Annotated in this window: 21 protein-coding genes; 8 read left to right on the top strand and 13 right to left on the bottom strand. The window is 65.1% G+C overall.

Annotated elements, in window-relative coordinates:
• Positions 1–897: a formyltetrahydrofolate deformylase gene (gene purU, locus ACZ9BC_RS10515; RefSeq protein ID WP_476245878.1), complete on the top strand. Its 897-nt coding sequence runs from the start codon at positions 1–3 to the stop codon at positions 895–897.
• A 149-nt stretch (positions 898–1,046) separates the two neighbouring features.
• Here purU and ACZ9BC_RS10510 read toward each other — a convergent pair whose 3' ends face one another.
• A complete protein-coding gene (locus ACZ9BC_RS10510) occupies positions 1,047–1,649 on the bottom strand; it encodes a TetR/AcrR family transcriptional regulator (RefSeq protein ID WP_476245877.1) in 603 nt (200 codons plus the stop codon).
• A gap of 159 nt (positions 1,650–1,808) precedes the next feature.
• On the opposite strand from ACZ9BC_RS10510, the gene ACZ9BC_RS10505 reads away from it, so the two are divergent.
• The 3 genes from ACZ9BC_RS10505 to ACZ9BC_RS10495 all read left to right on the top strand — a co-directional run bounded on the left by ACZ9BC_RS10505 (position 1,809) and on the right by ACZ9BC_RS10495 (position 5,073).
• Positions 1,809–2,153 (top strand): cupin domain-containing protein, encoded by a 345-nt coding sequence (locus ACZ9BC_RS10505; RefSeq protein WP_476245876.1) that lies wholly within the window; start codon positions 1,809–1,811, stop codon positions 2,151–2,153.
• Between the two features lie 11 nt (positions 2,154–2,164).
• The gene (locus tag ACZ9BC_RS10500) at positions 2,165–3,508 is read left to right on the top strand and encodes a flavin monoamine oxidase family protein (protein WP_476245875.1); all 1,344 of its coding nucleotides are present in this window, start codon (positions 2,165–2,167) and stop codon (positions 3,506–3,508) included.
• An 89-nt stretch (positions 3,509–3,597) separates the two neighbouring features.
• Complete coding sequence (locus ACZ9BC_RS10495) at positions 3,598–5,073, top strand: APC family permease (protein WP_476245874.1); 1,476 nt, start codon at positions 3,598–3,600, stop codon at positions 5,071–5,073.
• Here the strand turns inward: ACZ9BC_RS10495 and ACZ9BC_RS10490 are convergent.
• Positions 5,066–5,716, bottom strand: a complete 651-nt coding sequence (locus ACZ9BC_RS10490; RefSeq protein WP_476245873.1) for an AmiS/UreI family transporter — start codon at positions 5,714–5,716, stop codon at positions 5,066–5,068. The two genes, ACZ9BC_RS10495 and ACZ9BC_RS10490, sit on opposite strands and share 8 nt — an antisense overlap.
• A 199-nt stretch (positions 5,717–5,915) precedes the next feature.
• Here ACZ9BC_RS10490 and gdhA point away from each other — a divergent pair, with 199 nt between their 5' ends.
• Complete coding sequence (gene gdhA, locus ACZ9BC_RS10485; RefSeq protein WP_476245872.1) at positions 5,916–7,253, top strand: NADP-specific glutamate dehydrogenase; 1,338 nt, start codon at positions 5,916–5,918, stop codon at positions 7,251–7,253.
• A gap of 103 nt (positions 7,254–7,356) precedes the next feature.
• Here the strand turns inward: gdhA and ACZ9BC_RS10480 are convergent, their stop codons facing one another.
• The 3 genes from ACZ9BC_RS10480 to ACZ9BC_RS10470 form a co-directional block, all read right to left on the bottom strand.
• Positions 7,357–8,325, bottom strand: coding sequence for an AraC-like ligand-binding domain-containing protein (locus tag ACZ9BC_RS10480; protein WP_476245871.1), 969 nt, complete (start codon positions 8,323–8,325; stop codon positions 7,357–7,359).
• Positions 8,326–8,448: 123 nt separating this feature from the next.
• Positions 8,449–9,546, bottom strand: a complete 1,098-nt coding sequence (locus ACZ9BC_RS10475) for an alanine racemase (protein WP_476245870.1) — start codon at positions 9,544–9,546, stop codon at positions 8,449–8,451.
• A complete protein-coding gene (locus ACZ9BC_RS10470; RefSeq protein WP_476245869.1) occupies positions 9,543–10,124 on the bottom strand; it encodes a TetR/AcrR family transcriptional regulator in 582 nt (193 codons plus the stop codon). Before ACZ9BC_RS10470 ends, ACZ9BC_RS10475 begins: the two co-directional genes overlap by 4 nt.
• Positions 10,125–10,245: 121 nt before the next feature.
• Here ACZ9BC_RS10470 and ACZ9BC_RS10465 point away from each other — a divergent pair, with 121 nt between their 5' ends.
• Together ACZ9BC_RS10465 and ACZ9BC_RS10460 are read left to right on the top strand one after the other, a co-directional pair.
• Positions 10,246–12,192, top strand: coding sequence for a primary-amine oxidase (locus ACZ9BC_RS10465; protein ID WP_476245868.1), 1,947 nt, complete (start codon positions 10,246–10,248; stop codon positions 12,190–12,192).
• Between the two features lie 22 nt (positions 12,193–12,214).
• Positions 12,215–12,649: a hypothetical protein gene (locus tag ACZ9BC_RS10460; protein WP_476245994.1), complete on the top strand. Its 435-nt coding sequence runs from the start codon at positions 12,215–12,217 to the stop codon at positions 12,647–12,649.
• 7 nt (positions 12,650–12,656) lie between these two features.
• Here the strand turns inward: ACZ9BC_RS10460 and ACZ9BC_RS10455 are convergent, their stop codons facing one another.
• The 4 genes from ACZ9BC_RS10455 to ACZ9BC_RS10440 all read right to left on the bottom strand — a co-directional run bounded on the left by ACZ9BC_RS10455 (position 12,657) and on the right by ACZ9BC_RS10440 (position 17,474).
• Positions 12,657–14,372, bottom strand: a complete 1,716-nt coding sequence (locus ACZ9BC_RS10455) for an alkaline phosphatase D family protein (protein ID WP_476245867.1) — start codon at positions 14,370–14,372, stop codon at positions 12,657–12,659.
• 73 nt (positions 14,373–14,445) lie between these two features.
• Positions 14,446–15,195 (bottom strand): ThuA domain-containing protein, encoded by a 750-nt coding sequence (locus tag ACZ9BC_RS10450; RefSeq protein ID WP_476245866.1) that lies wholly within the window; start codon positions 15,193–15,195, stop codon positions 14,446–14,448.
• Positions 15,195–16,265 (bottom strand): Gfo/Idh/MocA family protein, encoded by a 1,071-nt coding sequence (locus ACZ9BC_RS10445; protein WP_476245993.1) that lies wholly within the window; start codon positions 16,263–16,265, stop codon positions 15,195–15,197. The genes ACZ9BC_RS10450 and ACZ9BC_RS10445 overlap by 1 nt, the downstream gene beginning before the upstream one ends.
• Positions 16,266–16,475: 210 nt before the next feature.
• Positions 16,476–17,474 carry a LacI family DNA-binding transcriptional regulator gene (locus ACZ9BC_RS10440; RefSeq protein WP_476245865.1) on the bottom strand — a complete coding sequence of 333 codons (999 nt, stop codon included), beginning with the start codon at positions 17,472–17,474 and terminating at the stop codon, positions 16,476–16,478.
• 212 nt (positions 17,475–17,686) lie between these two features.
• Between ACZ9BC_RS10440 and ACZ9BC_RS10435 the strand changes: the two genes are divergently transcribed.
• Positions 17,687–18,274, top strand: a complete 588-nt coding sequence (locus ACZ9BC_RS10435; protein WP_275725951.1) for a helix-turn-helix domain-containing protein — start codon at positions 17,687–17,689, stop codon at positions 18,272–18,274.
• A gap of 57 nt (positions 18,275–18,331) precedes the next feature.
• On the opposite strand, the gene ACZ9BC_RS10430 is transcribed toward ACZ9BC_RS10435, so the two are convergent.
• From ACZ9BC_RS10430 to ACZ9BC_RS10415, 4 genes are all read right to left on the bottom strand, one after another.
• The gene (locus ACZ9BC_RS10430; RefSeq protein WP_275725950.1) at positions 18,332–18,670 is read right to left on the bottom strand and encodes a P-II family nitrogen regulator; all 339 of its coding nucleotides are present in this window, start codon (positions 18,668–18,670) and stop codon (positions 18,332–18,334) included.
• A 41-nt stretch (positions 18,671–18,711) separates the two neighbouring features.
• Positions 18,712–19,956, bottom strand: coding sequence for an ammonium transporter (locus ACZ9BC_RS10425; protein WP_476245864.1), 1,245 nt, complete (start codon positions 19,954–19,956; stop codon positions 18,712–18,714).
• 75 nt (positions 19,957–20,031) lie between these two features.
• Complete coding sequence (locus ACZ9BC_RS10420) at positions 20,032–21,021, bottom strand: heme-dependent oxidative N-demethylase family protein (RefSeq protein ID WP_476245863.1); 990 nt, start codon at positions 21,019–21,021, stop codon at positions 20,032–20,034.
• The gene (locus ACZ9BC_RS10415; protein WP_476245862.1) at positions 21,018–21,668 is read right to left on the bottom strand and encodes a flavin reductase family protein; all 651 of its coding nucleotides are present in this window, start codon (positions 21,666–21,668) and stop codon (positions 21,018–21,020) included. The genes ACZ9BC_RS10420 and ACZ9BC_RS10415 overlap by 4 nt, the downstream gene beginning before the upstream one ends.
• Positions 21,669–21,947 lie beyond the last annotated feature (279 nt).

Genomic DNA, 21,947 nt, shown 5'->3' with positions numbered 1-21,947 from the left:
ATGACCGCTACTGAAACCCACATCCCCGCCCCGCAGCAGTCCACCACGGTGGAACGTGTGCTGACCCTCGACTGCCCGGAATCGCCCGGCATCGTCCACGCCGTCTCCAGTTTCCTCCTGGAGCATGGCTGCGACATCATCGACAACAAGCAGTTCGGCGAACGTTCCGAAGGCCACTTCTTCATGCGCGTGCATTTTGCGTCCGACGGCGATGCCTCCACAGCGGATACGCTGCGGGCAGCTTTCGCCCCCGTGGCTGAAAAGTTCGGCATGCGGTGGCAGCTGGAACGCCAGGGAGCCAAGCGCAAGGTCCTGATCATGGTGTCCAAGTTCGGCCACTGCCTCAATGACCTGCTGTTCCGTGCCCGGATCGGCGAGCTGCCCATGGAGGTGGTTGCGGTGGTGTCCAACCACACCGACCACCAGGCACTGGCGGAGTGGCACGGCATCCCGTTCCACCACATTCCGGTGACGGCCGATACCAAGCCGCAGGCCGAAGCCAGGCTCCTGGAGCTGGTGGACGAACTGGACGTTGAGCTGGTGGTGCTGGCCCGCTACATGCAGGTGCTCAGCGACGAGCTGACCCGGAAGCTGGACGGCCGCGCCATCAACATCCACCACTCGTTCCTGCCCAGCTTCAAGGGTGCCAAGCCGTACCACCAGGCCTACGCCCGCGGGGTCAAGACCGTCGGTGCCACCGCCCACTACGTCAACGCGGAACTGGACGAGGGCCCGATCATCGCCCAGCAGGTGGTGGAAGTGGACCACACCTACGGACCCGAAGACCTGGTGGCCGCCGGCCGTGACACCGAATGCAAGGCCCTTTCCAACGCGGTGCGCTGGCACTGCGAGGGCAGGGTCATCCTGCAGGGCAACAGGACCGTGGTGCTCCGGTAGCCTTACGGCCGCAGAACGCCAACGTAAACCAACTGAACAAAAACGGCTTAAGGGCCCCTGCTGCCGCGCGACTGCGCGGCAGCAGGGGCTTTCTGCGTTAAAGCAGCTGGAGGTGCCGTCAGTCCGCAAGGGGGCGGGCCGGACAAGGGTCAGTCGAGGCTGGCAGCGGGTGCACCATCCCGCCGGAGGATGACCACCTGGTGCACCTCCTCGAGGGCCGCCGCAATCTCCTCCCGTGAAACCCCGGCCAGGTACTGCAGCACCAGCCCGTCCAGTGCAGCGAACAGCGTCCGTGCCACGACCCGGACATTTGAAGCGACCCCAAAAGCCATGAGCCCCTCGGCGAGGGCGTCCACATAGCTGTCGTAAAGCTCCGTGACAGGTCCGGCCAACTCGGGGCGGCGACGTGCTTCGAGGATCATCTCGTACTGGAATACCTGCAGCTCGGGGTCCGTGAGGAGCAGGTCCATCAGCGCTTCGGTGAATGTTGCCTCCTGCTGCGCCGCATCGCGCAGCCGGGAGGCTGCGATCGACTGTTCGGAAGCCCACTGCAGGGCGGCAGCGATCAGCGCGTCGCGCGAGCCAAAGTGGTGTGCCACCAGGGTGTTATTGACTCCCGCTGCCTCTGCCACTGCCCGGTAGGTGAGTCCCCGAAGGCCCTTGTGGGCCACCACATCCACAACGGCTCGAAGCAGCGCTTCGCGGCCTTTGCCGTACTTCGACGGGGAGGAGGGGGCGGAGGAAGGGGCCATGTCGTCGATTCTAGCCACCGGGGTGGCTGCCAACGGCGGCTATTGACTTAAAACTAAGCACTTGCTTAGATTGCTTCATCATCCGTGACGGCAATCACATGCCGCGCCGGGTGAACCACTTCCTTCCGGCGCATCCCGCCCGTCCCCCTGGAGCCATTCATGACAACTGCACCTGCCTTCAGCACGTCCTCGGCCCTTGATCCGGCCAGGAACGAACCCTTCGAACTCGGCCAGGTCCAGTGGGTCCGCCGGTTCGGCGAGGGTGGCCGCGGCGCGCTCGCCTGCGGCTACTGGCACATCAACCCGTCGGAGGCGCCGGAGCCCTTTGACCTGATCATGGAGGCCGATGAGACCATCCACATCCTCGCTGGGCACCTCCGCATAGAGGTTGAGGGAGGCGAGGCCTACGAGCTCACTGCCGGAAGCTCGGCGTCCTTCAACAAGGGCGTGCGCACCCGCTGGGCCGTGCTGGCACCCACCATCGAATTCTTCGTCTACTCGTAGGGGCCATGATCATGGAGCAGCAGGACATTGACCGAAAAAAGCCTGACGTCATCGTGGTGGGAGCCGGGTTCGCCGGCCTTACCGCAGCACGGGAACTTACCCGGCAGGGCTTTTCGGTCCACATCGTCGAAGCGCGCGACCGCATCGGGGGCAGGACGTGGCTGGACCATCGCCTCGGCCGTGACCTGGAGATCGGCGGGACATGGGTCCATTGGACGCAGCCCTATGTCTGGGCTGAGCTGAAGCGCTATGGCCTGGGCACCGTCGCAAGTCCGGAGCCGGAGCGCGCCTTCTGGTGGGCCGACGGCGGCCGTCAGGAAGGCGCCCCCGGCACTCTCCTGCAGCTGATCGGGAAGTACAACCACGAACTGGTGAAGGACTCCCGCGAGTACTTCCCCGAGCCGTTCCGGCCATTGGCCCGGGACGCTTTCAAGGAGATCGACCACATTTCCGTCCAGGACCGCATCAGGGAACAGTTCCCGGCAGGTTCATCCCGGGACATCCTCGAGTCCTTTTGGGCCCTGAACTTCAACGGTCCACTGGAAGACGCCGCCCTGACGCAGGCCCTGCGCTGGGTAGCCCTGACCAACGGCGACTGGGCGATCAACTTCGAGGCCTGCGCAACCTACAAGATCGAGGGCGGCACGGCTGCCCTCGCGGAGTCCATCCTCCGGGACAGCGGAGCCGGGATTGACTACGGCTTCACCGTGGCAGGAATTTCGGACGACGGCGGCAGCGTCACCGTCCGCAGCTCCGACGGCAGGACCATCTCCGCGCGATCCGCCATCGTTACCGTCCCGCTCCACGTCTTGCCCTGCATCGCCTTTGACCCACCGCTGCCGCCCGCCAAGACGGACGGAGCCAGGCGCGGCCAGGTGTCCAAAGGCGTCAAGGTCTGGATCCGGCTGCGCGGTGAACATACACCGTTTGTCGCGCTGGGACAGGCCGACTGGGCGTTGAACTTCTTCCAGGTGGAATACACGCTCGACGGCGACACGATCGCCGTCGGCTTCGGCCCCGACGCTTCGAACATCGACGCCACGGACCCGACCGCCGTCCAGGCGCACCTTAACCGTCTGGTGCCCGGCGTCGAGGTGGTGGACGTGGCCACCCACGACTGGGTGTCGGATCTCCTGGCCGGCGAAACCTGGCCCATGCACCGCACCGGTTTCCTCTCCGCGCACCTGGCCGCCCTGCAGGCACCACACGGCAGCATCCTGTTTGCCGGCTCGGACATCGCCAACGGGTGGGGCGGATTCATCGACGGCGCCATCGAAAGCGGCATGGAGGCCGCCCAGGAAGCGGCAACCCTTTGCACGTCCGGATGCGGCACTGCGCTGACGGACAAGAACTGATCGCTGGCGGACAAAACCGCCGGGCCGCCCGCTGCCAAGCTGGATTTCACAGCATTTCCCCAACGCTCATGACCGTTAAGAAGGATCCAATGAGTATTTCGAATTCCGAGTCCCGGACCACTGACGCTCCGGCGAAGGAGCATTCCACAGCCCTCCGCGCCGGAAGCATCGGCGTCATGGGCATCCTCTTTTTTGTCCTCTCCGCCCAGGCGCCGCTGACGGGCATTGTGGGCGCCTCGCCGCTCGCGGCGGCCCTTGGCAATGGTGCCGGCGCCCCGGGCGCCTACCTGATCGTCGGCATTGTCATCGTCATCTTTGCCGTGGGCTTCGTGGCCATGAGCCGCAGAATCCAGGCCAACGGTGCCTTTTACGCCTATATCACCGCCGCCTTCGGCAGGAAAACCGGTGCCGGGGCGGCCTGGCTTGCGCTGCTTGCCTACAACACCGTCCAGGCTGCCATGTACGGACTCTATGGGGCAGTGTTCTCCGGCCTGCTCGCCTCGATGGGCCTGGACGTGCCCTGGTGGCTCCTGGCCCTGGCCACCATGGCGGGCGTGCAGGTGCTCGGGTCCCTGAACATCGAACTCGGCGCCCGCGTCCTGGCCCTGCTGGTGGGACTTGAGGTGGCCGTGCTGCTGCTGTTCGGTATCACCGTCCTGTTCAGCGGCGGCGGCCCCGAAGGCATCAGTGTGGCAGCCTCCTTCTCGCCGGAAGCCATCGCCGCCGGTGCCCCCGGGGTGGCCATCATGTTCGCCGTGGCCTCCATGTTCGGCTTCGAATCCACGGCCATCTACTCAGCCGAGGCAAAGGACCCGCACCGCACCGTGGCCCGGGCAACCTACCTGTCCGTGGGCGTCATCGCGGTCTTCTTCTCCTTCATCTCCTGGATGCTGGTCAGCTACTACGGCCCGTCCCGGGTCATGGACGCGGCGGGCGCCGCCCTCGAATCAGGCGATGCCACCACCTTCGTCCTGGGGCCCATGGTGGAGCTTTTCGGTCCGTGGGCCGGCGTGGTCACCGGCGTCCTGCTGGTCACCTCGCTGCTCGCCGGGATCATCGCCTTCCACAACGGCATCAACCGCTACCTGCACTCCCTGGCCCTGCGCGGTTCCATGCCCGCCATCGTGGCCCGGACCAACCGGCACCGCGCGCCGGCCGTGGCTGCCTGGATCCAGACCGCCACCGCCGTCGTCCTGGTGGCGCCGTTCGCCATCCTGGCGCTGGATCCCGTCCTGACGCTCTTCTCCTGGTTCAGCGGACTGGCAGTAGCGGCACTCCTGGTGCTGTACATGCTCTGCTCGACCGCCGTCGTCGGCTTCTTCCGCCGTGAACGCGCCGGTGCCCAGCTCTGGCAGACGCTGGTTGCCCCGACGCTCGCGGCGCTGCTGCTGGGATGGATCCTGTTCCTGGTGGTCAGCAACTTCACGGCATTGATCGGCGGGAGCGCAGAGACGGCAACCGCCCTTCTGGTGGCTGTTCCCCTTGTTTTTGTGGCCGGGGTGCTGGTGGAAGCCCAGGTGCAGCGCCGGCAGAAGGCTGCACGCCTGGAGCATCCGGTCAGTTAGAGGCCAGCCTTTCCGGGGGCTGCACGGGGTGTCCGGCACTGGCCCGGCGTGGAGCAGCTCCGCGCCGGGCCAGCACGCGTGCCACAACAAACAGTGCGGCCAGCAATGCTGCCGCCGTCCAGGCCGCTGCCTGCCCGCGTGGCCAGTTGCCGGTCAGCCCGAGGAAAGCCGGAAGTGTGGCAGTCGTCTGGCTGGTCAGCACCAGCGCCCAGCCGATGAACGGGTCCAGGCGTGTGAGGCCCAGCGCCATTGATGCGAAAAACAACGCCCACAGCGCAGACCAGGCCAGCCACAGGACGGCCAGCAGCGGGTCCGGTCCAGCCCAGGCGGCGGCGAGCAGCAGGCCGACGACGCCCACCATGCCGCAGAACCACCCCAGGCCCTTCGAGCCAAGATCCAGCAGGGTGTCCAGCCCCACGTACACGTACGTCAGGCCGAACAGGAACATCCCTGCAGCAGCCAACAGCGGCCCTGCCTCTTCGAGCGCCGCCGCGCCTGGCAAAAATACGACGCCGAGCGCCAGTTGAACGGTCCCGATGGCAAGGCTGACCACGGCTGCGTCGCGACGGGGGAGGAAGCCCAGCGTGGCGAGCCCGTTGAGGAGCAGGGCTGCTCCCGAAAGCAGCAGGCAGATGTAAGCCATCAGGCGGCCTTCCGGATGCACATCCTTGTGCACCTTCCTTTCGTTGTGCGGAATAGAACTGTCACAATACGGAGAATAAGGGACAAATAACGCTCCGCCTACTGATCGCCGGTCTTAATCGGATAGCTTGAAGGCTCAACTTTAGAGCGGCCAGGCAGACCTATGGCTGTTCCTTGTTCGCGCAGAGGTGAGGAAAACCATGGATTCACGGCTTGAGGCCATCAGGGATACGGTCCTGGCACGGAACCCCGGCGAAGCGGAGTTCCACCAGGCGGTGGTCGAAGTCTTCGAAAGCCTCGGCCCCGTCCACGACAGGCACCCCGAATTCCTCGAAGCCGCCATCCTGGAGCGGCTCTGTGAGCCCGAGCGCCAGATCATCTTCCGCGTGCCGTGGACGGACGACGCCGGGCGGGTGCAGATCAACCGCGGCTTCCGGGTGGAATTCAATTCGGCTTTGGGCCCGTACAAGGGAGGCCTGCGGTTCCACCCGTCCGTCAACCTGGGAATCGTCAAGTTCCTTGGCTTCGAGCAGATTTTCAAAAATGCCCTCACCGGCATGCCCATCGGCGGCGGCAAGGGCGGCTCCGACTTCGACCCGCGCGGCCGCAGCGATGCCGAAGTCATGCGCTTCTGCCAGTCCTTCATGACCGAGCTGTACCGGCATATCGGCGAATACACCGACGTCCCGGCCGGCGATATCGGAGTGGGCGGACGGGAAATCGGGTATCTCTTCGGCCAGTACAAGCGCATCACCAACAGGTACGAATCAGGCGTGCTGACCGGCAAGGGCATCTCGTGGGGCGGCTCCCTTGTCAGGCCCGAAGCCACCGGCTTTGGGACCGTCATCTTTACCCAGGAAATGCTGAAGACCCGCGGAACGTCCTTTGACGGCAAGCGCGTGGTGGTGTCCGGCTCCGGCAACGTTGCCATCAACGCCCTCGCCAAGGCCCAGGCTCTCGGCGCCACCGTGGTGGCCTGCTCCGACTCCTCCGGCTACATCGTGGATGAGGCGGGCATCGACGTCGGGCTCCTGCGCCAGGTGAAGGAGGTGGAGCGCGCACGGCTCAAGGAATACGCTGCCCGCCGGGCCGGCGTCTCCTACGTGGAGGGCGGTTCCGTGTGGGACGTTGACGCGGCGGTGGCGCTGCCGTGCGCCACGCAGAACGAGCTCGACGGCGGTGCTGCCGCGAGGCTGGTGCGCGGCGGGCTCGTTGCGGTGGGCGAGGGCGCCAACATGCCGTCCACCCGTGAAGCCGTCGCGGTGTTCCAGGAGGCGGGCGTGCTGTTCGGTCCGGGCAAGGCAGCCAATGCGGGCGGCGTTGCAACGTCCGCCCTGGAAATGCAGCAGAACGCCAGCCGGGACTCCTGGTCCTTCGAGCACACCGAAGAACGGCTGACGGAGATTATGGTGGGAATCCACCACCGGTGCGCGTCCACAGCTGACGAGTACGGCGACCCCGGCAACTACGTCCTCGGCGCCAACATCGGCGGCTTCGTGAAGGTGGCAGACGCCATGCTGGCCCAGGGGCTCATCTAGCGGTATCGGCTCCGGGGCAGTCACGTCTACACCAACGCGGGGTCACTCCCGGCCCAATAAACTCTCGAAAGTGGGCGAAAAGTGACCCCGCGTTGAAAGGTTTTTAGGCGCCCCGGCGCCAGTCGCTTGGGGAGGCGCCGAAGGCATCGCGGAACGTGCGGCTGAAATGCGCCGCGTCCAGGAAGCCCCAGCGGGCCGCGACGGCACCCACGGGCTGTGCGGCGTGCAGCGGGTCGCGCAGGTCGCGGCGGGCGCCGTCCAGCCGCTGGCTCCGGATCCAGCTGGCCACCGTTGTCCCGGACTCGTGGAACACGTTGTGCAGGTGGCGCGTGGAGATGAAGTGCGCGGCGGCGATGCTGGCGGGGGACAGCAGGGGATCGGCCAGGTTGGCCTCGATGTATTCACGCACGGACACTGCCAGGAGCGCCTGCGGCTTCATCCGGTCCGGCGTCATGTCCATTTCGGCGTGCAGCATGGTGGACACCAGGTCCAGGGCGTTGGCTGCCAGCCGCGAACCGCTGGGGCCATCCAGGACGTCCAGGTTCTCGGACAGCTGGCGGATGAACTGTCCCACAATTCCGCTGAGGCCGGTGCTGCCGGCCATCCTCACGGCAGCGAGCTGGCCCACGAAGTCGGTGGGCAGGGACAGTGCGTCGCAGGGGAACATCACCACCATCATCCGCGCCTGCTCCGCGAACGTCAGGGTGTAGGGCCTGTTGGTGTCGTAGATGGCCAGGTCGCCGGGCCGGAGGACGGCCTCGCGGTTGTCCTGGATGAGCAGCCCGGTGCCCTCCAGCTGCAGGTTGAGCTTGAAGTAGCGCTCATGGGCCTGGGCGATCAGGGCCGGGGTGCGGTGGACCTCGTGCGAGGTGGCCGTGACTTCGACAATGGACATGCGGTCCAGCACCCTTGCGCGCAGCTGTCCGCGGAACCCGTTCACGTCTGCCGTCCGTGCCGTGAGGGGTACGAAGGACTCGGCCACCAGGTGCTTCCAGTGGTCAAAGGACGTGGCAACGCTGGACGTAAGGCTTTGGCTGGCGGGATGTACCGCAGGCCGGGCTGGTGCTGGCATGGATGTTCCTGACGACGGCTGGCCATCTGATGTTCCCCGGGAGCTGTGTCCTGCAACACAGTCCCATCAGGTTACGGTCCGCAGGATCTTTTTTCAACGGTTGGCGAAAAAAGAGTGGAGGTACTACGCGTTCCTGCCGCGGGCCGCCACCGTCCACCGGTGCACGAGCTGCCCGCCGCTGGTGACGGCGACGTCGTCCACGAGGTTGATGGCCAGGCAGACGTGGTTCGGGATGACCCGCAGCCGGTCGCCCAGGGCCGGCCTGTTTCTCGGGCCGTGCCACTCGACCGTGGCATGGTGCTCCGAGAGGGCGGTGATCCGGGCCTCCGGGTGATCGATGAGGCGGCCATATCCGGTGGCCCAGGCCGGCCGGTCGCTGCCCAGGATCTTGCTTCCGGCATCGATGATGAAGCGTTCCGGGGTGCCGGGGGTGCTTGCATGGCGGCTCACCACCGTCGCCGCCACCGTCAGCGCGATGTCCTCCACGCCGCACCGGCCAAGCTCAAGCTGCTGGGCGTCGCCGAACACGTAGACGCCCGGGCGCACCTCCGTTGCCACCGAGTTTTCGGTCAGCAGTGCGGTGGGCGTGGATCCACCGCTTCGCACGGTTGCGTTGTGTCCGGCGGCGGCCAGCGCACCCGAAGCCTGCCTGAGCGCCTCCTGCTCCTGGGCCGCTGCTTCCACCGGCATGCCGGGCGCGTAGCTGTGCCCGGGGAAGGTGAACACTCCCGCGACTTCAAGGCCGGCGGCGGACGCTGCTTTTGCCACGTCCGCCGCTGCCTGCGGGCGGACGCCGCTGCGGTGATGGCCGCTGTCGATTTCCACCAGCACGCTGACGTTTCCGGCTGCCGGGCCGAGCCCCGCCCCGAGCATTGCTGCGCCTTCCGCCGAGTCCACGCCGACGGCGACCGTCACTGTGTCCGCCAGGCGCCGGAGCCGTTTGGCCTTCCCCGGCGAGACCCACAAGGGGTAGGCGATGAAGAGGTCGGTCACCCCGGCGGCTGCGAAGACTTCAGCCTCGCCGATGGTTGCCACCGTGAGTCCGGCGGCCCCGGCTGCCAGTTGGCGGGCGGCGATCTCCGGGATCTTGTGCGTTTTGGCGTGCGGGCGAAGGGTGAGGCCTTTTGCCAGGACGGTTTCAGCCATCCTGGCAATGTTCCGGTCCAGGATGTCGAGGTCCACCAGGATGTCCGGGGTGTCGATGACGGGCGGGATGGTCATAGCAGGGCCAGGAATCCCTCGAGCTGGTCCTCGAGCCCGGGATTGGGTGTGCCGTTGCCGAGTGCTGCGGCAATCTGCGCGCCGAGCAGCATGTTCAGGAGCTGGCCGGCCAGGACGGAATCGTCGACGGCGGCCCGGACGTCTCCGCTGTCCCTCGCCTCTGCCAGGTAGCGCCGGATGGTGGCCAGCCACTCGCTCATGGACTGCTGATGGATGTCTGCCTTCTGGGGGTCGTTGACCGCCTTCTGCCAGAACGGGATGACGATCCGCGCTTCGTTGATGCGCTCCTCGTCGAGCGGGAGTACTTCGCGGCAGAAGGCCCGCAGGGCGGGCAGCCCTGACTTGCCCCGGGTGACGTCCGCGATCCGCTGGTTGGTGCGGTTGAAGACATGGCCGAACGCGAATTCCAGGAGCGTGTCCTTGGTGGGGAAGTAGGGCTTGAGTGCCCCGTTTGCGAAGCCCGCTTCCATGGCGATCTCCCGCATGGTTGCCCCCTCCAGGCCCTGCCGGGCGATGATGCGCCAGGTGGCGTCCACCAGTTCCAGGCGCCGCTCGTCATGGTCAACTATCTTCGGCACCGCGGCCACTCCCCGGAAATATTTTCGCTCAGACTCTTGTGAGCCATGTTACGGACGTTTATTCTCTACAACTATAGAAAATAAATCCGCAGACCCGAAAGGGTCAGGACAAAGGTTCCCCATGACACTTGCTCCAACCCACGCCACATCAGCCTTCCAACTGGCCACCGGCGACGAAATTTCCGAGGTCCGGTCCATCCTGCAGTCTGAAGGCCACCTCGAGCCGCACCACCGCATCGCCTACCTGGGACTGGTGGAACCACCCCGGGGAGCCGCGGCACATACTGTTGACCGGCGCTTCCGCATCTTCCTCCACGACGTCTCGGGCGGTGCCCCCAGCGACATCGTCGTCTCTTTGACGCAGCACAAGGTGGTGTCCGCCGTCGTGCTTGACACTGCGGTGACCGGAGAACTCCCGGTCCTGGAGGAGGAGTTCGAAGTCGTCGAGGCGCTCCTGGCCGAAGATGAGCGCTGGCTCAAAGCGCTGGGGGACCGGGACCTGGACGTCAAAAAAGTCCGGGTTGCCCCGCTCTCCGCCGGCTCGTTCGAGTACACCGAGGAAAAGGGCCGCCGGATTTTGCGCGGCCTGGCGTTTGTCCAGGAATTCCCGGAGGACAGCGCCTGGGCCCATCCCGTGGACGGGCTGGTGGCCTATGTTGACGTGGTCAACAAGGAAGTCACCCAGGTGCTGGACCTCGGTGCAATGCAGGTGCCGGCCGAGCACGGCAACTACACGGATCCGGAACTGACCGGCCCGCTCCGCACCACGCAGAAGCCCATCAGCATCACGCAGCCGGAAGGCCCCAGCTTCACCGTTTCGGGCGGAAACCATGTGGAGTGGGAGAAGTGGAGTGTTGACGTGGGCTTCGACGTCCGGGAAGGCGTGGTCCTGCACAACCTCGCCTTCCGGGACGGCGACAAGAAGCGCCCCATCATCAACCGCGCCTCCATTGCGGAAATGGTGGTTCCCTACGGGGACCCCTCGCCCATCCGGTCCTGGCAGAACTATTTCGACACGGGCGAATACCTGGTGGGCCAGTACGCGAACTCCCTGGAGCTGGGCTGTGACTGCCTGGGCGACATCACGTACCTCAGCCCGGTGATCAGCGACGCCTTCGGCAACCCGCGCGAGATCCGCAACGGCATCTGCATGCACGAGGAGGACTGGGGCATCCTGTCCAAGCACTCCGACCTGTGGTCCGGCGTCAACTACACCCGCCGCAACCGCCGCCTGGTGATCTCCTTCTTCACCACCATCGGCAACTACGACTACGGCTTCTACTGGTACCTCTACCTGGACGGCACCATCGAATTCGAGGCCAAGGCCACCGGCATCGTCTTCACATCCGCCTTCCCCGAGGGCGGCTCGGATAACATCTCGCAGTTGGCACCCGGCCTGGGCGCCCCCTTTCACCAGCACCTGTTCAGCGCCCGCCTGCACATGGCCATTGACGGCTTCACCAACCGCGTGGAGGAGGAGGACGTGGTCCGCCAGGCCATGGGTCCCGGCAACGAACGCGGCAACGCGTTCTCCCGCAAGCGCACCGTGCTGGCGCGCGAAACCGAGGCTGTCCGGGAAGCCGACGCCCGCGCCGGCCGGACCTGGATCATCTCCAACCCGGAGTCCCGCAACCGGCTGGGCGAGCCCGTGGGCTACAAACTCCACTCGGAGAACCAGCCCACCCTGCTGGCCGACCCCGGGTCCTCCATTGCCGCGCGTGCCGCCTTCGCCACCAAGGATCTCTGGGTCACCCGCTACGCCGAGGACGAGCGGTACCCCACGGGCGACTTCGTGAACCAGCATGCCGGCGGCGCAGGGTTGCCCGCCTACGTGGCGCAGGACCGGGACATCGACGGCCAGGACATCGTGGTGTGGCACACCTTCGGCCTGACCCACTTCCCGCGCGTCGAGGACTGGCCCATCATGCCCGTGGACACGGTGGGCTTCAAGCTCCGCCCCGAAGGCTTTTTTGACCGCAGCCCCGTCCTGGACGTGCCGGCAAACCCGAACAAACCGGCCTCAGGGTCCTGCCACAGCGAGGGCAATGGCGGTGGCTCTTGCCACTAGTGCCGGCAGCGGGATCCGGGACATGACGACGACGGCGGAACAGGCCCGCGCCTGCGGGCCCGTCCTGCATCCCCGCGTGTGTGCCGTGGCCACCGCTGTCTCCTGCCTGGTGCATGTGTGGCTGGCGGCCGCCGGCCAGCATGGTGTGTGGCTTGGCGTCCTGATGGTGGCGATGGCGGCAGTCTGCCTGCCCTGCACCGTGCACGTGTGGCGGCACAGCCGGGTGGGCGCGCTCCATCAGGTGACCGTCACGGCCGTGCTGATGGCCGCTTTGCATGCGGCATTGCTGCTGGGAATGGCAGGTGCCGGACACGCGCATGGCGGGGGACCGTCGTCGTACGTCCCTGACACGTCCGGGGCTGCCCGCCTGCTGCTGGTCATCGGGCTGGAAATGACGACGGCGATGCTCGCCGCCACGCTGGTGGCGCGGCTTCGGCGGCAGCCGGATCCAGCGTGAGCAGCGTCTAGAGCCGTTCCCTCGCCGGCTCGCCGGTTTTGCGGCGGGCGACGGTCATCTCCGCCACACGTTCCAGCCGTGGGTGCAGGTGATCGCCGCCGTCCACCACCCCTCTCTGCCACCACAGCCTCAGCCCCTCTGGCACCACTTCAAGGCAGGCAAGGTTGTTGTCGAACCAGGGACCATTGATGCCGGACCAGCGGAACGGCGGGTCCTGGACTTTTGCTGAACGCGCCACAGCCGCGCCGACCGGTGCGGCCAGGCCGTAGGACATGAGCGCCCCGAAGGAGCGCATCACGCGCGGCAGGGGATTGCGGATGGGCGAGCATACTGCCTGGATGATGCGGCTTCCAGAGGACCGCTCCACCTCGGAGACGTAGGAGAAGTGCACGTCGCCGGACAGGAAGGTAATGGTTTCCGGGGCCGGCCCCCGCCTGCCGTCGGCCACCTCAACCGTCATTGCCGCCACCTGCCGGAAGCTCTTCTGGAACGCGGCCCAATGCTCCAGGTCCGCCGCCTGGCGCAGCTTTTCACCGGCCCGCGCCGCCGGCTTTCCCCAGGCTCCTTCCGAGATGGCTTCGTCCCACGATTCCAGGTGGTGCAACCCCATCGGCAGCAGGAACGGCAGGGAGGTCGCCACAAGGACATGGCGGAAGCCGCCCTGCATCCGCTCGTCCAGCCAGGCCATTTCGACGTCGTCCAGGAGGGCGCGGCGGTCCGGTTCCAGGTTCCTGGCGGCGCGGGAATCCACCACGATCAGCCGGGTATCCCCGAAATCCCGGCTGTAGCTCCACCGGTAGGACTCAGGGTCCCTGTTGGCCCGTTCCGCGAGGCTGTCCAGCTCGTCGCTGAGGTCGAGCTCCTGCGCGCCCCGGTGCGCGGCGACTTTCTGCCACACGATATCCGCGGCCCGTTCCTGCGGCGACAGGTTGCCCAGGTGCTGGTACACCCAGTAGGACGCCAACCCGGCCTTGATCCGGCCCCGCCACCAGGGAACATCCTGCATTGCCTCGCGCCAGGACCGTGAGGCGTTCCAGTCGTCCCGGATGTCATGGTCGTCGAAGATCATGGCGCTGGGCAGGGTGGACAGCAGCCACCTGTTGGCCGGGTCCGACCAGGCAAGGTAATAGAGGTGCGCGTATTCTTCGTAGTCCTTCAGCTCCTCGCCGGGCGGTGCCTTGATGTCCCGGCGGGCCTTAATGAACTCCTGCATCTGCTTGCTGGTGGAATCGGCGTAGACCTGGTCCCCCAGGAAGGCCACCAGATCCGGCCACGGCTCGCTGCTGCCGGAGATCATGTTCAGCGCATAGGCCCTTAAGGAGTCCACCCCGTGGCTCCGGTTTCCTGCCGCATCATGCGGGACGCTGGTGCGGCAGGAACCGTAGGCCAAACGCAGGGGCTTGCCGGGGTTGAGGGTGGCAATGACCGGCGGCGGGAATTGGCCGTCGGGGTTTGAGCCATCCACCCCGCGCTGTTCCGGCGCCGGCCAGACGTGTGTCCCGTTGATCTCCACGGTGTAGGGCGTCACCGTTCCCGGCCCGAGGCCCTCCACTTCCACCAGCGCATAGTGGTGGCCGTGCACTGCGAACGTGGGGACTGCCCACTCCCCGGCGCCGGTCTTGACCTTGACCAGGGCAGTATCACGGGTTTCCACCCAGATACTCGCCGACGTCTCGTCCACGTACCGCATCATGGGGCCTAGCACCAGCGCTGGGGTAGTCATCTCTCATTTGTACCCGCTGGCGGCCGGACGGGCTATGGGAGAAACCGCAGCATTGTGGTCGGCATCGTGAATGCTAAGCGTTCTCGAACCATTCCCTTTGCGGGTTGGTGACCTCCGGGGCCGAACGGTGCAGCCCGGGCTGGGCTGCCCAGCTCACGCCGTTGGCCAGGACCCGCTGGATCTGCGGGTGGTGGTAGACCGGGTATTCCTGGTCGCCCGGGCTGAAGTAGAAGATCCGCCCCTTGCCGCGGGTGAACGTGACGCCGGAGCGGAACACCTCGCCGCCGGCGAAGGAGCTGATGAAGATCAGGTCGTCCGGGTCCGGGATATCGAACAGTTCGCCGTACATCTCCTGCTCGGGGATAACGATGGGGCTGTCCACACCTTCGGCGATGGGGTGCGAGGGCTTCACGGTCCACACAAGCTCGCGCTCGCCGTCGTTCCGCCAGGCGAGGGAGCAGCTGGTGCCCAGCAGTTTGGTGAAGACCTTCGCGAAGTGCCCCGAGTGGAGCACGATCAGCCCCATACCGCCCAGCACGTGCCGGTGGACGCGTTCGACGACGGCGTCGCTCACCTCGTGGTGGGCCATGTGTCCCCACCAGAGCAGGACGTCCGTCTCGGCGAGCACCTCCTCGTCCAGGCCGTGCTCGTCGTCGGTGGCTAAGACCGCCGTCGTGATTTCCGCGTCCGGGTAGTAGGGGCGAAGGCCCGCGGCGATGGCGCCGTGGATGCCGTCAGGGTAGATCTCGCCGATATGGGACGGCTCGTTGATGGCCTCGTGGACGCCTTCGTTCCACACCCGGATCCTTAGCTTGCCGTTCATTAGAGACGAACCTCCCTCTGCTCCAGCGCGGACTGGTAGCACGCGTCGATGATCTGTGCACGGTAGAGCGCCAGGGAGCCATCATGCTCACCCCAGACTGCCTCGCCGCCCCGCACTGCCGTGATGAAGTCTTCCACCACTCCGTCGTGGGCGCGGCCCGGCAGCACCGGCGGGACATAGTCTGCCGATTCGCCGTCCTTGTCCGTAAACACCCGAAGCTGTCCGACGGTCGGGAAAGGTGCGCCCTGCACCTTGAGTTCGGCTCCGCCATCGGTGCCGTAAACCGTGAAGTCCAGGAGGTCGTCCGATTCCCGGTAGGTGGCCCAGCTTGCTTCGACCAGGAGGGTTCCGCCGCCCTCAAGCCGAAGGAACGCGGAGGCGAAGTCTTCGACGTCGAAAGCGTGGCTGGAGGCGAGGGCAGAGTACTCGTTCCCGCCGCCGCGCCCCTGCGGGCCCAGCTCGGAGTGGGTGGCGGCGGATACGGCCACCACCTTCGGTTCGCCCAGCAAGTGCAGGGCGTAGTCGAGGGCGTGGACGCCGATGTCCGCCAACGGCCCGCCGCCGGCGAGTTCGGGATTAGTGAACCAGCTGCCCAGCGTGGGGATGCCGGAACGGCGCAGCCAGGATGCCTTCGCGTAGTACGGGCGGCCCAGGCCGCCCTCGTCGATGACACCCTTGAGTGCCTGTATATCGCCGCGGCGGCGGTGGTTGAAGGCGACGTCCAGGACACGCCCGGCCTTACGGGCCGCGTCCACCATGGCCTGGCCTTCGACGGCGTTCCGTGCGATGGGCTTCTCGCTCAGCACATGAATTCCGCGCTCCAGGGCTGCGACCGCGATGGGTGCGTGCAGGAAGGTGGGCACTGCGACGCTGATCGCATCCAGGCCGCCGTGGTCCAGCATGTCTTTCCAGTCCGCGAACGCACTCGGAATGGAGTATTCGGCCTGCAGGGACTCGCGGAGTTCCTGCTCCATCCCCGCCAGCGAAACGATGCTGACGCCGTCCAGTGCCTCATAGGCCTTCAGGTGCTGCTGGCCGGCCCAACCGATGCCGACGACGCCCACCCGCAAATCCTGCGCCCGTGCTCCGTTCGGGAGAGCTGCGGGCTGCGTTGACGACTGCTGCTCGTGGTTCAAAAGATGCTTCCTTACGTGTTTGCTGGGAGAGTGGGGCAGGAATTGGAATCGATTCCAACGTGCGGGGTGTTGTGGCACTCTTGAAGCTTTGGAATCGATTCCAAAAGTCTGGCAGCCATCCGTTGCGGCTGTCAACCCCTGGCGCTAGTTCCTGGTGGAGTCGCGGACCACGAGTTTGTGCGGAAGGAACGTGCGCCCGCGGCGGTGCCCGCCCGGTTCTGTCATGCGGGCGAAAAGTGCCTCAAAGGCCACCCGGCCCATCTCATAGGCGGGCTGCCGGATGGTGGTCAACTCTGGAACGCACATTTCCGCCTGGATGGAGTCGTCAAAACCCGCCACGGCGACGTCCTCCGGAACCCGCAGGCCGGCGTCCGTGATTTCCCGGACGCACCCGGCCGCCACCGTATCGCTGCCGCAGAAAACGGCATCCGGCAGCGGGTCCAGCTGCAGGAGGTCCCTGGCGAGGCGGCGCCCGGCGTGGAAGTCGAACTCGCCCTCGGCCAGGAGCAGATGTTCCGGCGACAAACCCGCTTGGGCGGCCGCTTCCCGGAAGCCTTCCTCGCGCAGCCGGCCGGAGCGGGCCAGCCTGTTGCCGATCATCGCCAGGCGGCGGCTTCCCGACTCGATGAGGTGCCGGGTGATGTCGAAGGCGGCCTGGCGGTCATCGATGGAAACACCAAATGCCGCTTCGGAATCAACGATTTCGCAGACCTGGACAACGCTCAACTGCTCCGCCAGCGCTTCAACCTCTGCATCCGGCATGGTGGGCGAAAACATGATCAGGCCATCCACCGAGCCGTTGCGCAGCATGTCCACCAGCTGCTGTTCGCGTTCGAGGTCCCCCGAGGTGGGTGCAATCAGGCTGACATAGCCGGACAAGGCCGCTGCGTCACCGAATCCCCGGAAGGCCTCACTGATCACGGGGGAGTTGAGGTTCTTGGCGAGCGCCAGGATGCGCATGGTCCGGTCGCGGCGCAGGTCGCGGGCAGAGGCAAGGGGCCGGTAGTTGAGCTGGCGGATGGCGCCCGTGACCTTTTCCTTGCTCGCCGCGCTGACGGCCGGACTTCCGTTCAGAACACGGGAGACGGTCCCGACGGACACTCCAGCCGTTTTGGCGACGTCCTGGACTGTCGCTCGCGCCATGTGCCGTTTCCTTCCGCGACCAATGACCTAGGTCCTCGCTGCCATGCCCGTGCCGTGCAGTGCTGTGGCGGGTTTTCCCAGCATAGCCCGCCCACGGGTCCCTGACCCGAGCCGCCCTGCGAGGCCCGGGCGCAGTTGGCGGCGAAGCTCCAGGCAGCGAAACCCGTGAGGCGGCAGGTCTGCTGGGGGTTAGGCCACCTAAGATGGCTGACATGACCGAACATGCCCGGGAAGAGGTTGCCGGAAAACTCGAACAGGTGATCGCTGCCCAGCTCCGGCATTACCGCACTTCCCAGGGCCTGTCCTCCGCGGAGCTTGCGGCCCGCACGGGGCTGTCCAAGGCGATGATCTCCAAGATTGAAACAGCCAGCACGTCCTGCTCGCTGACCACCCTGCAACGCCTCGCGGACGGACTCAAAATCCCGGTGACGGCACTGTTCCGCGGTGCGGACACAGACCGGGACGCGACATTTACCAAGAGTGGCCAAGGCAGCCTCACCGTCCGCAGCGGCACCCAGCACGGGCACGAATACCGCGTCCTGGGAACCCTCAAGGGCCGCAGCGATGCCCTGGAGCCCACCCTCGTGACCCTGACCGACGCGTCAGACGTTTTCCCGCTCTTCCAGCACCCGGGCACGGAATTCATCTACATGCTCGCCGGCAAGATGGTCTACGGCCACGGCCAGTACGAATACACCATGACGCCGGGGGACTCGCTGCTCCTTGACGGAGAAGGGCCGCACGGTCCGCTCGAGCTGCTGGAGCTTCCCATCCGGTTCCTCGCTGTGGCAGCGAAGTAGAACCGGCCACGCCCCGCGCAACATGACCTGCGGGGCCGGGCCGCTTCCATCACCCAACTAGATTGCCTCGACTCCACGTTCTCCTGTGCGTACCCGAATGACGTTGGAGATGTCCTGTGTCCAGATTTTCCCGTCACCCAGGCTTCCAGTCCGCGCTGCCATGACAATAGTTTCAATGACGCCTTCTGCGTCTTCATCCGAAACGATGAGGTCGATCCGAACCTTGGGACGGAAGTCCACTTGATACTCCGTACCCCGGTAGACCTCGGTGTGTCCTTTTTGCACGCCATAGCCTTTGACGTCGCTGACTGTGAGGCCCGTGTGCAGGGTGTCGGCCAGAGCTTGCTTGACTTGCTCTAACCGGTGGGGCTGGATGACGGCTGTGACAATCTTCATGGTGCTCCTCGGGTGATCCTTGGTGTTTTGAGTTGCGCTGGTCAGTCCGCCTCGGCGTAGGCAGCTTCCGCATGGAGGGTAAGGTCCAGGCCGCGGTGTTCCGCTTCTTCATCAACCCGGATGTTCATTACCTTGTTCAAGGTCCAGGCGATGGCGTACGTGGCGACAAAGGCATAGAGACAAGTCGCGACGATAGCAATCAGTTCCCTCCACAGGATGCTCCAGTCTCCTCCGAAAAGTAGCCCTGACACGCCCGCCGGTGCTGATGCTGCTCCGATCAGCACTACACACAGTGTGCCGACTATGCCGCCGATGCCGTGGACCGCGAAGGCGTCGAGGGTGTCATCGACTCCCCACTTCTTCTTCCAGGTGATGGCCCAACACACAACCGCACCAGATGCTGCACCAACAGCGAGTGCGCCCAGAGGATTTACGGCATCGGCTGAGGGGGTGATCCCGACCAGGCCGGCAATTGCGCCGGTGGCGAGTCCGAGCGCAGACGCCCGTCCATCCCGAAGTCTCTCGATCGCAAGGTATCCGATGATGCCGGCGGAGCCGGCCAGGAGTGTGGTCATGACGACGTACTGGGACAGGAAGTTGGCCCCTGCGGCAGACCCGCCGTTGAATCCGAACCATCCGAACCACAGGATGCCTGCTCCCAGGATGGCGAGGGGAAGGTTGTGGGGTTTTGCCTGCGGGGCTTTGCTTTTCCCCAGGACGAGGGCAAGTGCGAGGGCGCCTACACCTGCCGTCATGTGCACCGCCGTGCCTCCGGCGAAGTCGTGGAGGTGAACCACGTTGCGTAGCCATCCGCCGACGTAGCCGGTCTCTTCGTTGGAGTAGGTGAACACCCAGTGGGCGATGGGAAAGTAGACGACTGTCAGCCAAATGGCACTGAAGATTATCCACGCACCGAATTTCATACGACCCGCGGCTCCACTGGCGACAATTGCTATGGTTATTGCGGCGAACAGGACGAAGAAGGCCGCCCAGTAGATTGACTGCGGCCCGCCGCTTTTATCATCAATCTCGAAGCCGTTCATACCAAAAAATTCGAATGGGTTGCCGACAAGGCCCAGGCCGGCAACGGAATTTCCTGAAACCATGCCGTATCCGTACAGGACGTAAAGGACCGCGGTGACAGCAAGGGTGCTCAGCACCATCATGAACATGTTGAGAATGTTGTTTTTTCCGAGCAGCCCACCATAATAAAGGGCCAGGCCGGGGAACATGAGCACTACAAGTGCAAAGGCGGCGAGAAGCCACGCGAGATCTGCCTGTGGCATGAAGAACTCCGATCAGAAAAGTTGAAGTGTTGAACAGGCCTGGAATGGCTCACGAAGTCCAAACATGGGGCCTCGTCAGTTGAGCAGCCAGGTGGCAGCTTCGGCCCGGTAGTCGCTTATTCCCTTGTAGGTTGCGATGTCTTCTGGCGTGGACACCAGTATTTGGGCCAGCTGGTCGCGCCATACGGGTATGGTCTTTATGTCTTTGAGAGAAGCCATGAATGTCCGGATGCTAAATGTCACCGCACCTGACATTGGAAGGCGGATGAAGTGCTCCAGTTCAATGCGGAGCTGCAAACTGCCAAAATCACGTTCAGCCAGGAGCCGCGGGATGTCCTGGCCCCACTCCGGCAGCTCCTCCAGACTGATGTCAAGCTTGCGGGAACCCGAGGCGGAAAGTGTCCAGTTGACTCTGCGGAACACCTGGTCTGCCGGCAGCCGCATGAGAAACTGCTCTGCCCGCGAGGTAATGCCTTCGCTGGTGAGGCGCGGCACCGGTTGGTGTATTTCATTGAAACTCATGCCCGCGTCGAAGGTGACGGACCAGGCGGCAGCAAAGGTGACCAGGCCTGCGTCGAAGTGCAGCTGTCCGCCGCGTTCCTTGACCAGGAGCAGGTCGTCCGGGATTTCCCTTCCCAGAAAAGTCATGGGGTCGTACGGCAGCGAAGATTCAACGCCCACAACGAAGGTTTGGTCCGTGCCAAGAAGATGGTTCTGCCACCGGACGAGGTCACCGTCTTCGTCCAATTGCGTGTGGTCCGGATGGCTGATGGCCAGATCCCTGAGGTAGTACATCAGCAGGTCCCAGCAGGCCGGCATCATGCCGGGAAGGATCTGGACCCTGGAGGGATCGGCCTCAAGGATGCGGCGGCGTTCCTTCATGATGTGCAGGTAATCGTCCCTACCAAGGTCCACAATGTTCGCGCCCCATTCCCCTCCAGCGGTCTTTTTCGGCACGCGGGCAGGTTCAACATTCACGCTGTACTGGAAGTCCTTCTGGTCTTCCGCGAAGGGCCATGGCAGGTTTGCGGTGTACTTCGTGCCTTCGGATACGTGCATGCTCATAGGTCGACCTCAATCTCGGTGCCCCGCGAAACGCAGCAGAGCATGGTGGTGTTGGTGCTCTTTTCTTCGTCGCTCAGGACAAGGTCACGGTGTTCAACCGTTCCTGATCTGACTGGTATCTTGCATTCACCGCAGACGCCTTGGCGGCAGAGGTTGGCCACGTTGTGCCCGGCGTCCAGGAGCTTTTGCAGCAGGCTCACGCCCGGCTCCACTGAGAGAAGCGCACCAGTGGAAGCAATTTTGACCCGGAATTCCCTGCCTGGGTCCTGTTTCGGTGCCTCAAACCTCTCCAGGTGAAGACGGCTGGAAGGCCATCCTGCAGCCAAACCTTCACGCCTATACGTCTCCAGCATGCCCATGGGACCACAGGCATAAGCGTGCGTCCCCAAGGGCTGCGCGCGAAGTCGCTGGCGAAGCAGCTCCATACCGGCCTCTTTTCCCACGGCTTCAAAAAGGTCCATCCGACCTTCGGCAGCTAGGATCCGGAGATCGTCGAGATGTGCGGCTGCACCGGAGCGGTAGATGTAAATCACCTCGGCGGCCCTGCCCCACCTTGCTGCTGCGCGCGCGTGGGAGAGCACAGGTGTGACCCCGATACCTGCAGCAACAAGAAGCAGTTTCCTGGCTGTTGGATCCGGGGAGAACATGGACCGGGGCCCTTCAACCAAAGCCGTGCTGCCGACGCCAAGGTTGGCGTGCAGCCACTGGGATCCTCCACCTGTGTCATGTCTTAGGACCGAGATCCCGTACTGGCGGGGATTCACGCCGTCTCCAACGAGCGAGTATGCATTGCGCTTTCCGCCGGCTTGGATGACCAAGTGGCTTCCCGGCTCGTAACTGGTGAGAACTCGCCCTGCGGCATCGCCGAGAACGAAATGCGTTACCTCCGGCGTGACCGGTTCAACGGAAAGGACAACCAACGGCCG

The organism is Pseudarthrobacter sp. TE3704, from assembly GCF_056279405.1.
This window is presented reverse-complemented; position numbering and strand designations above follow the sequence as displayed.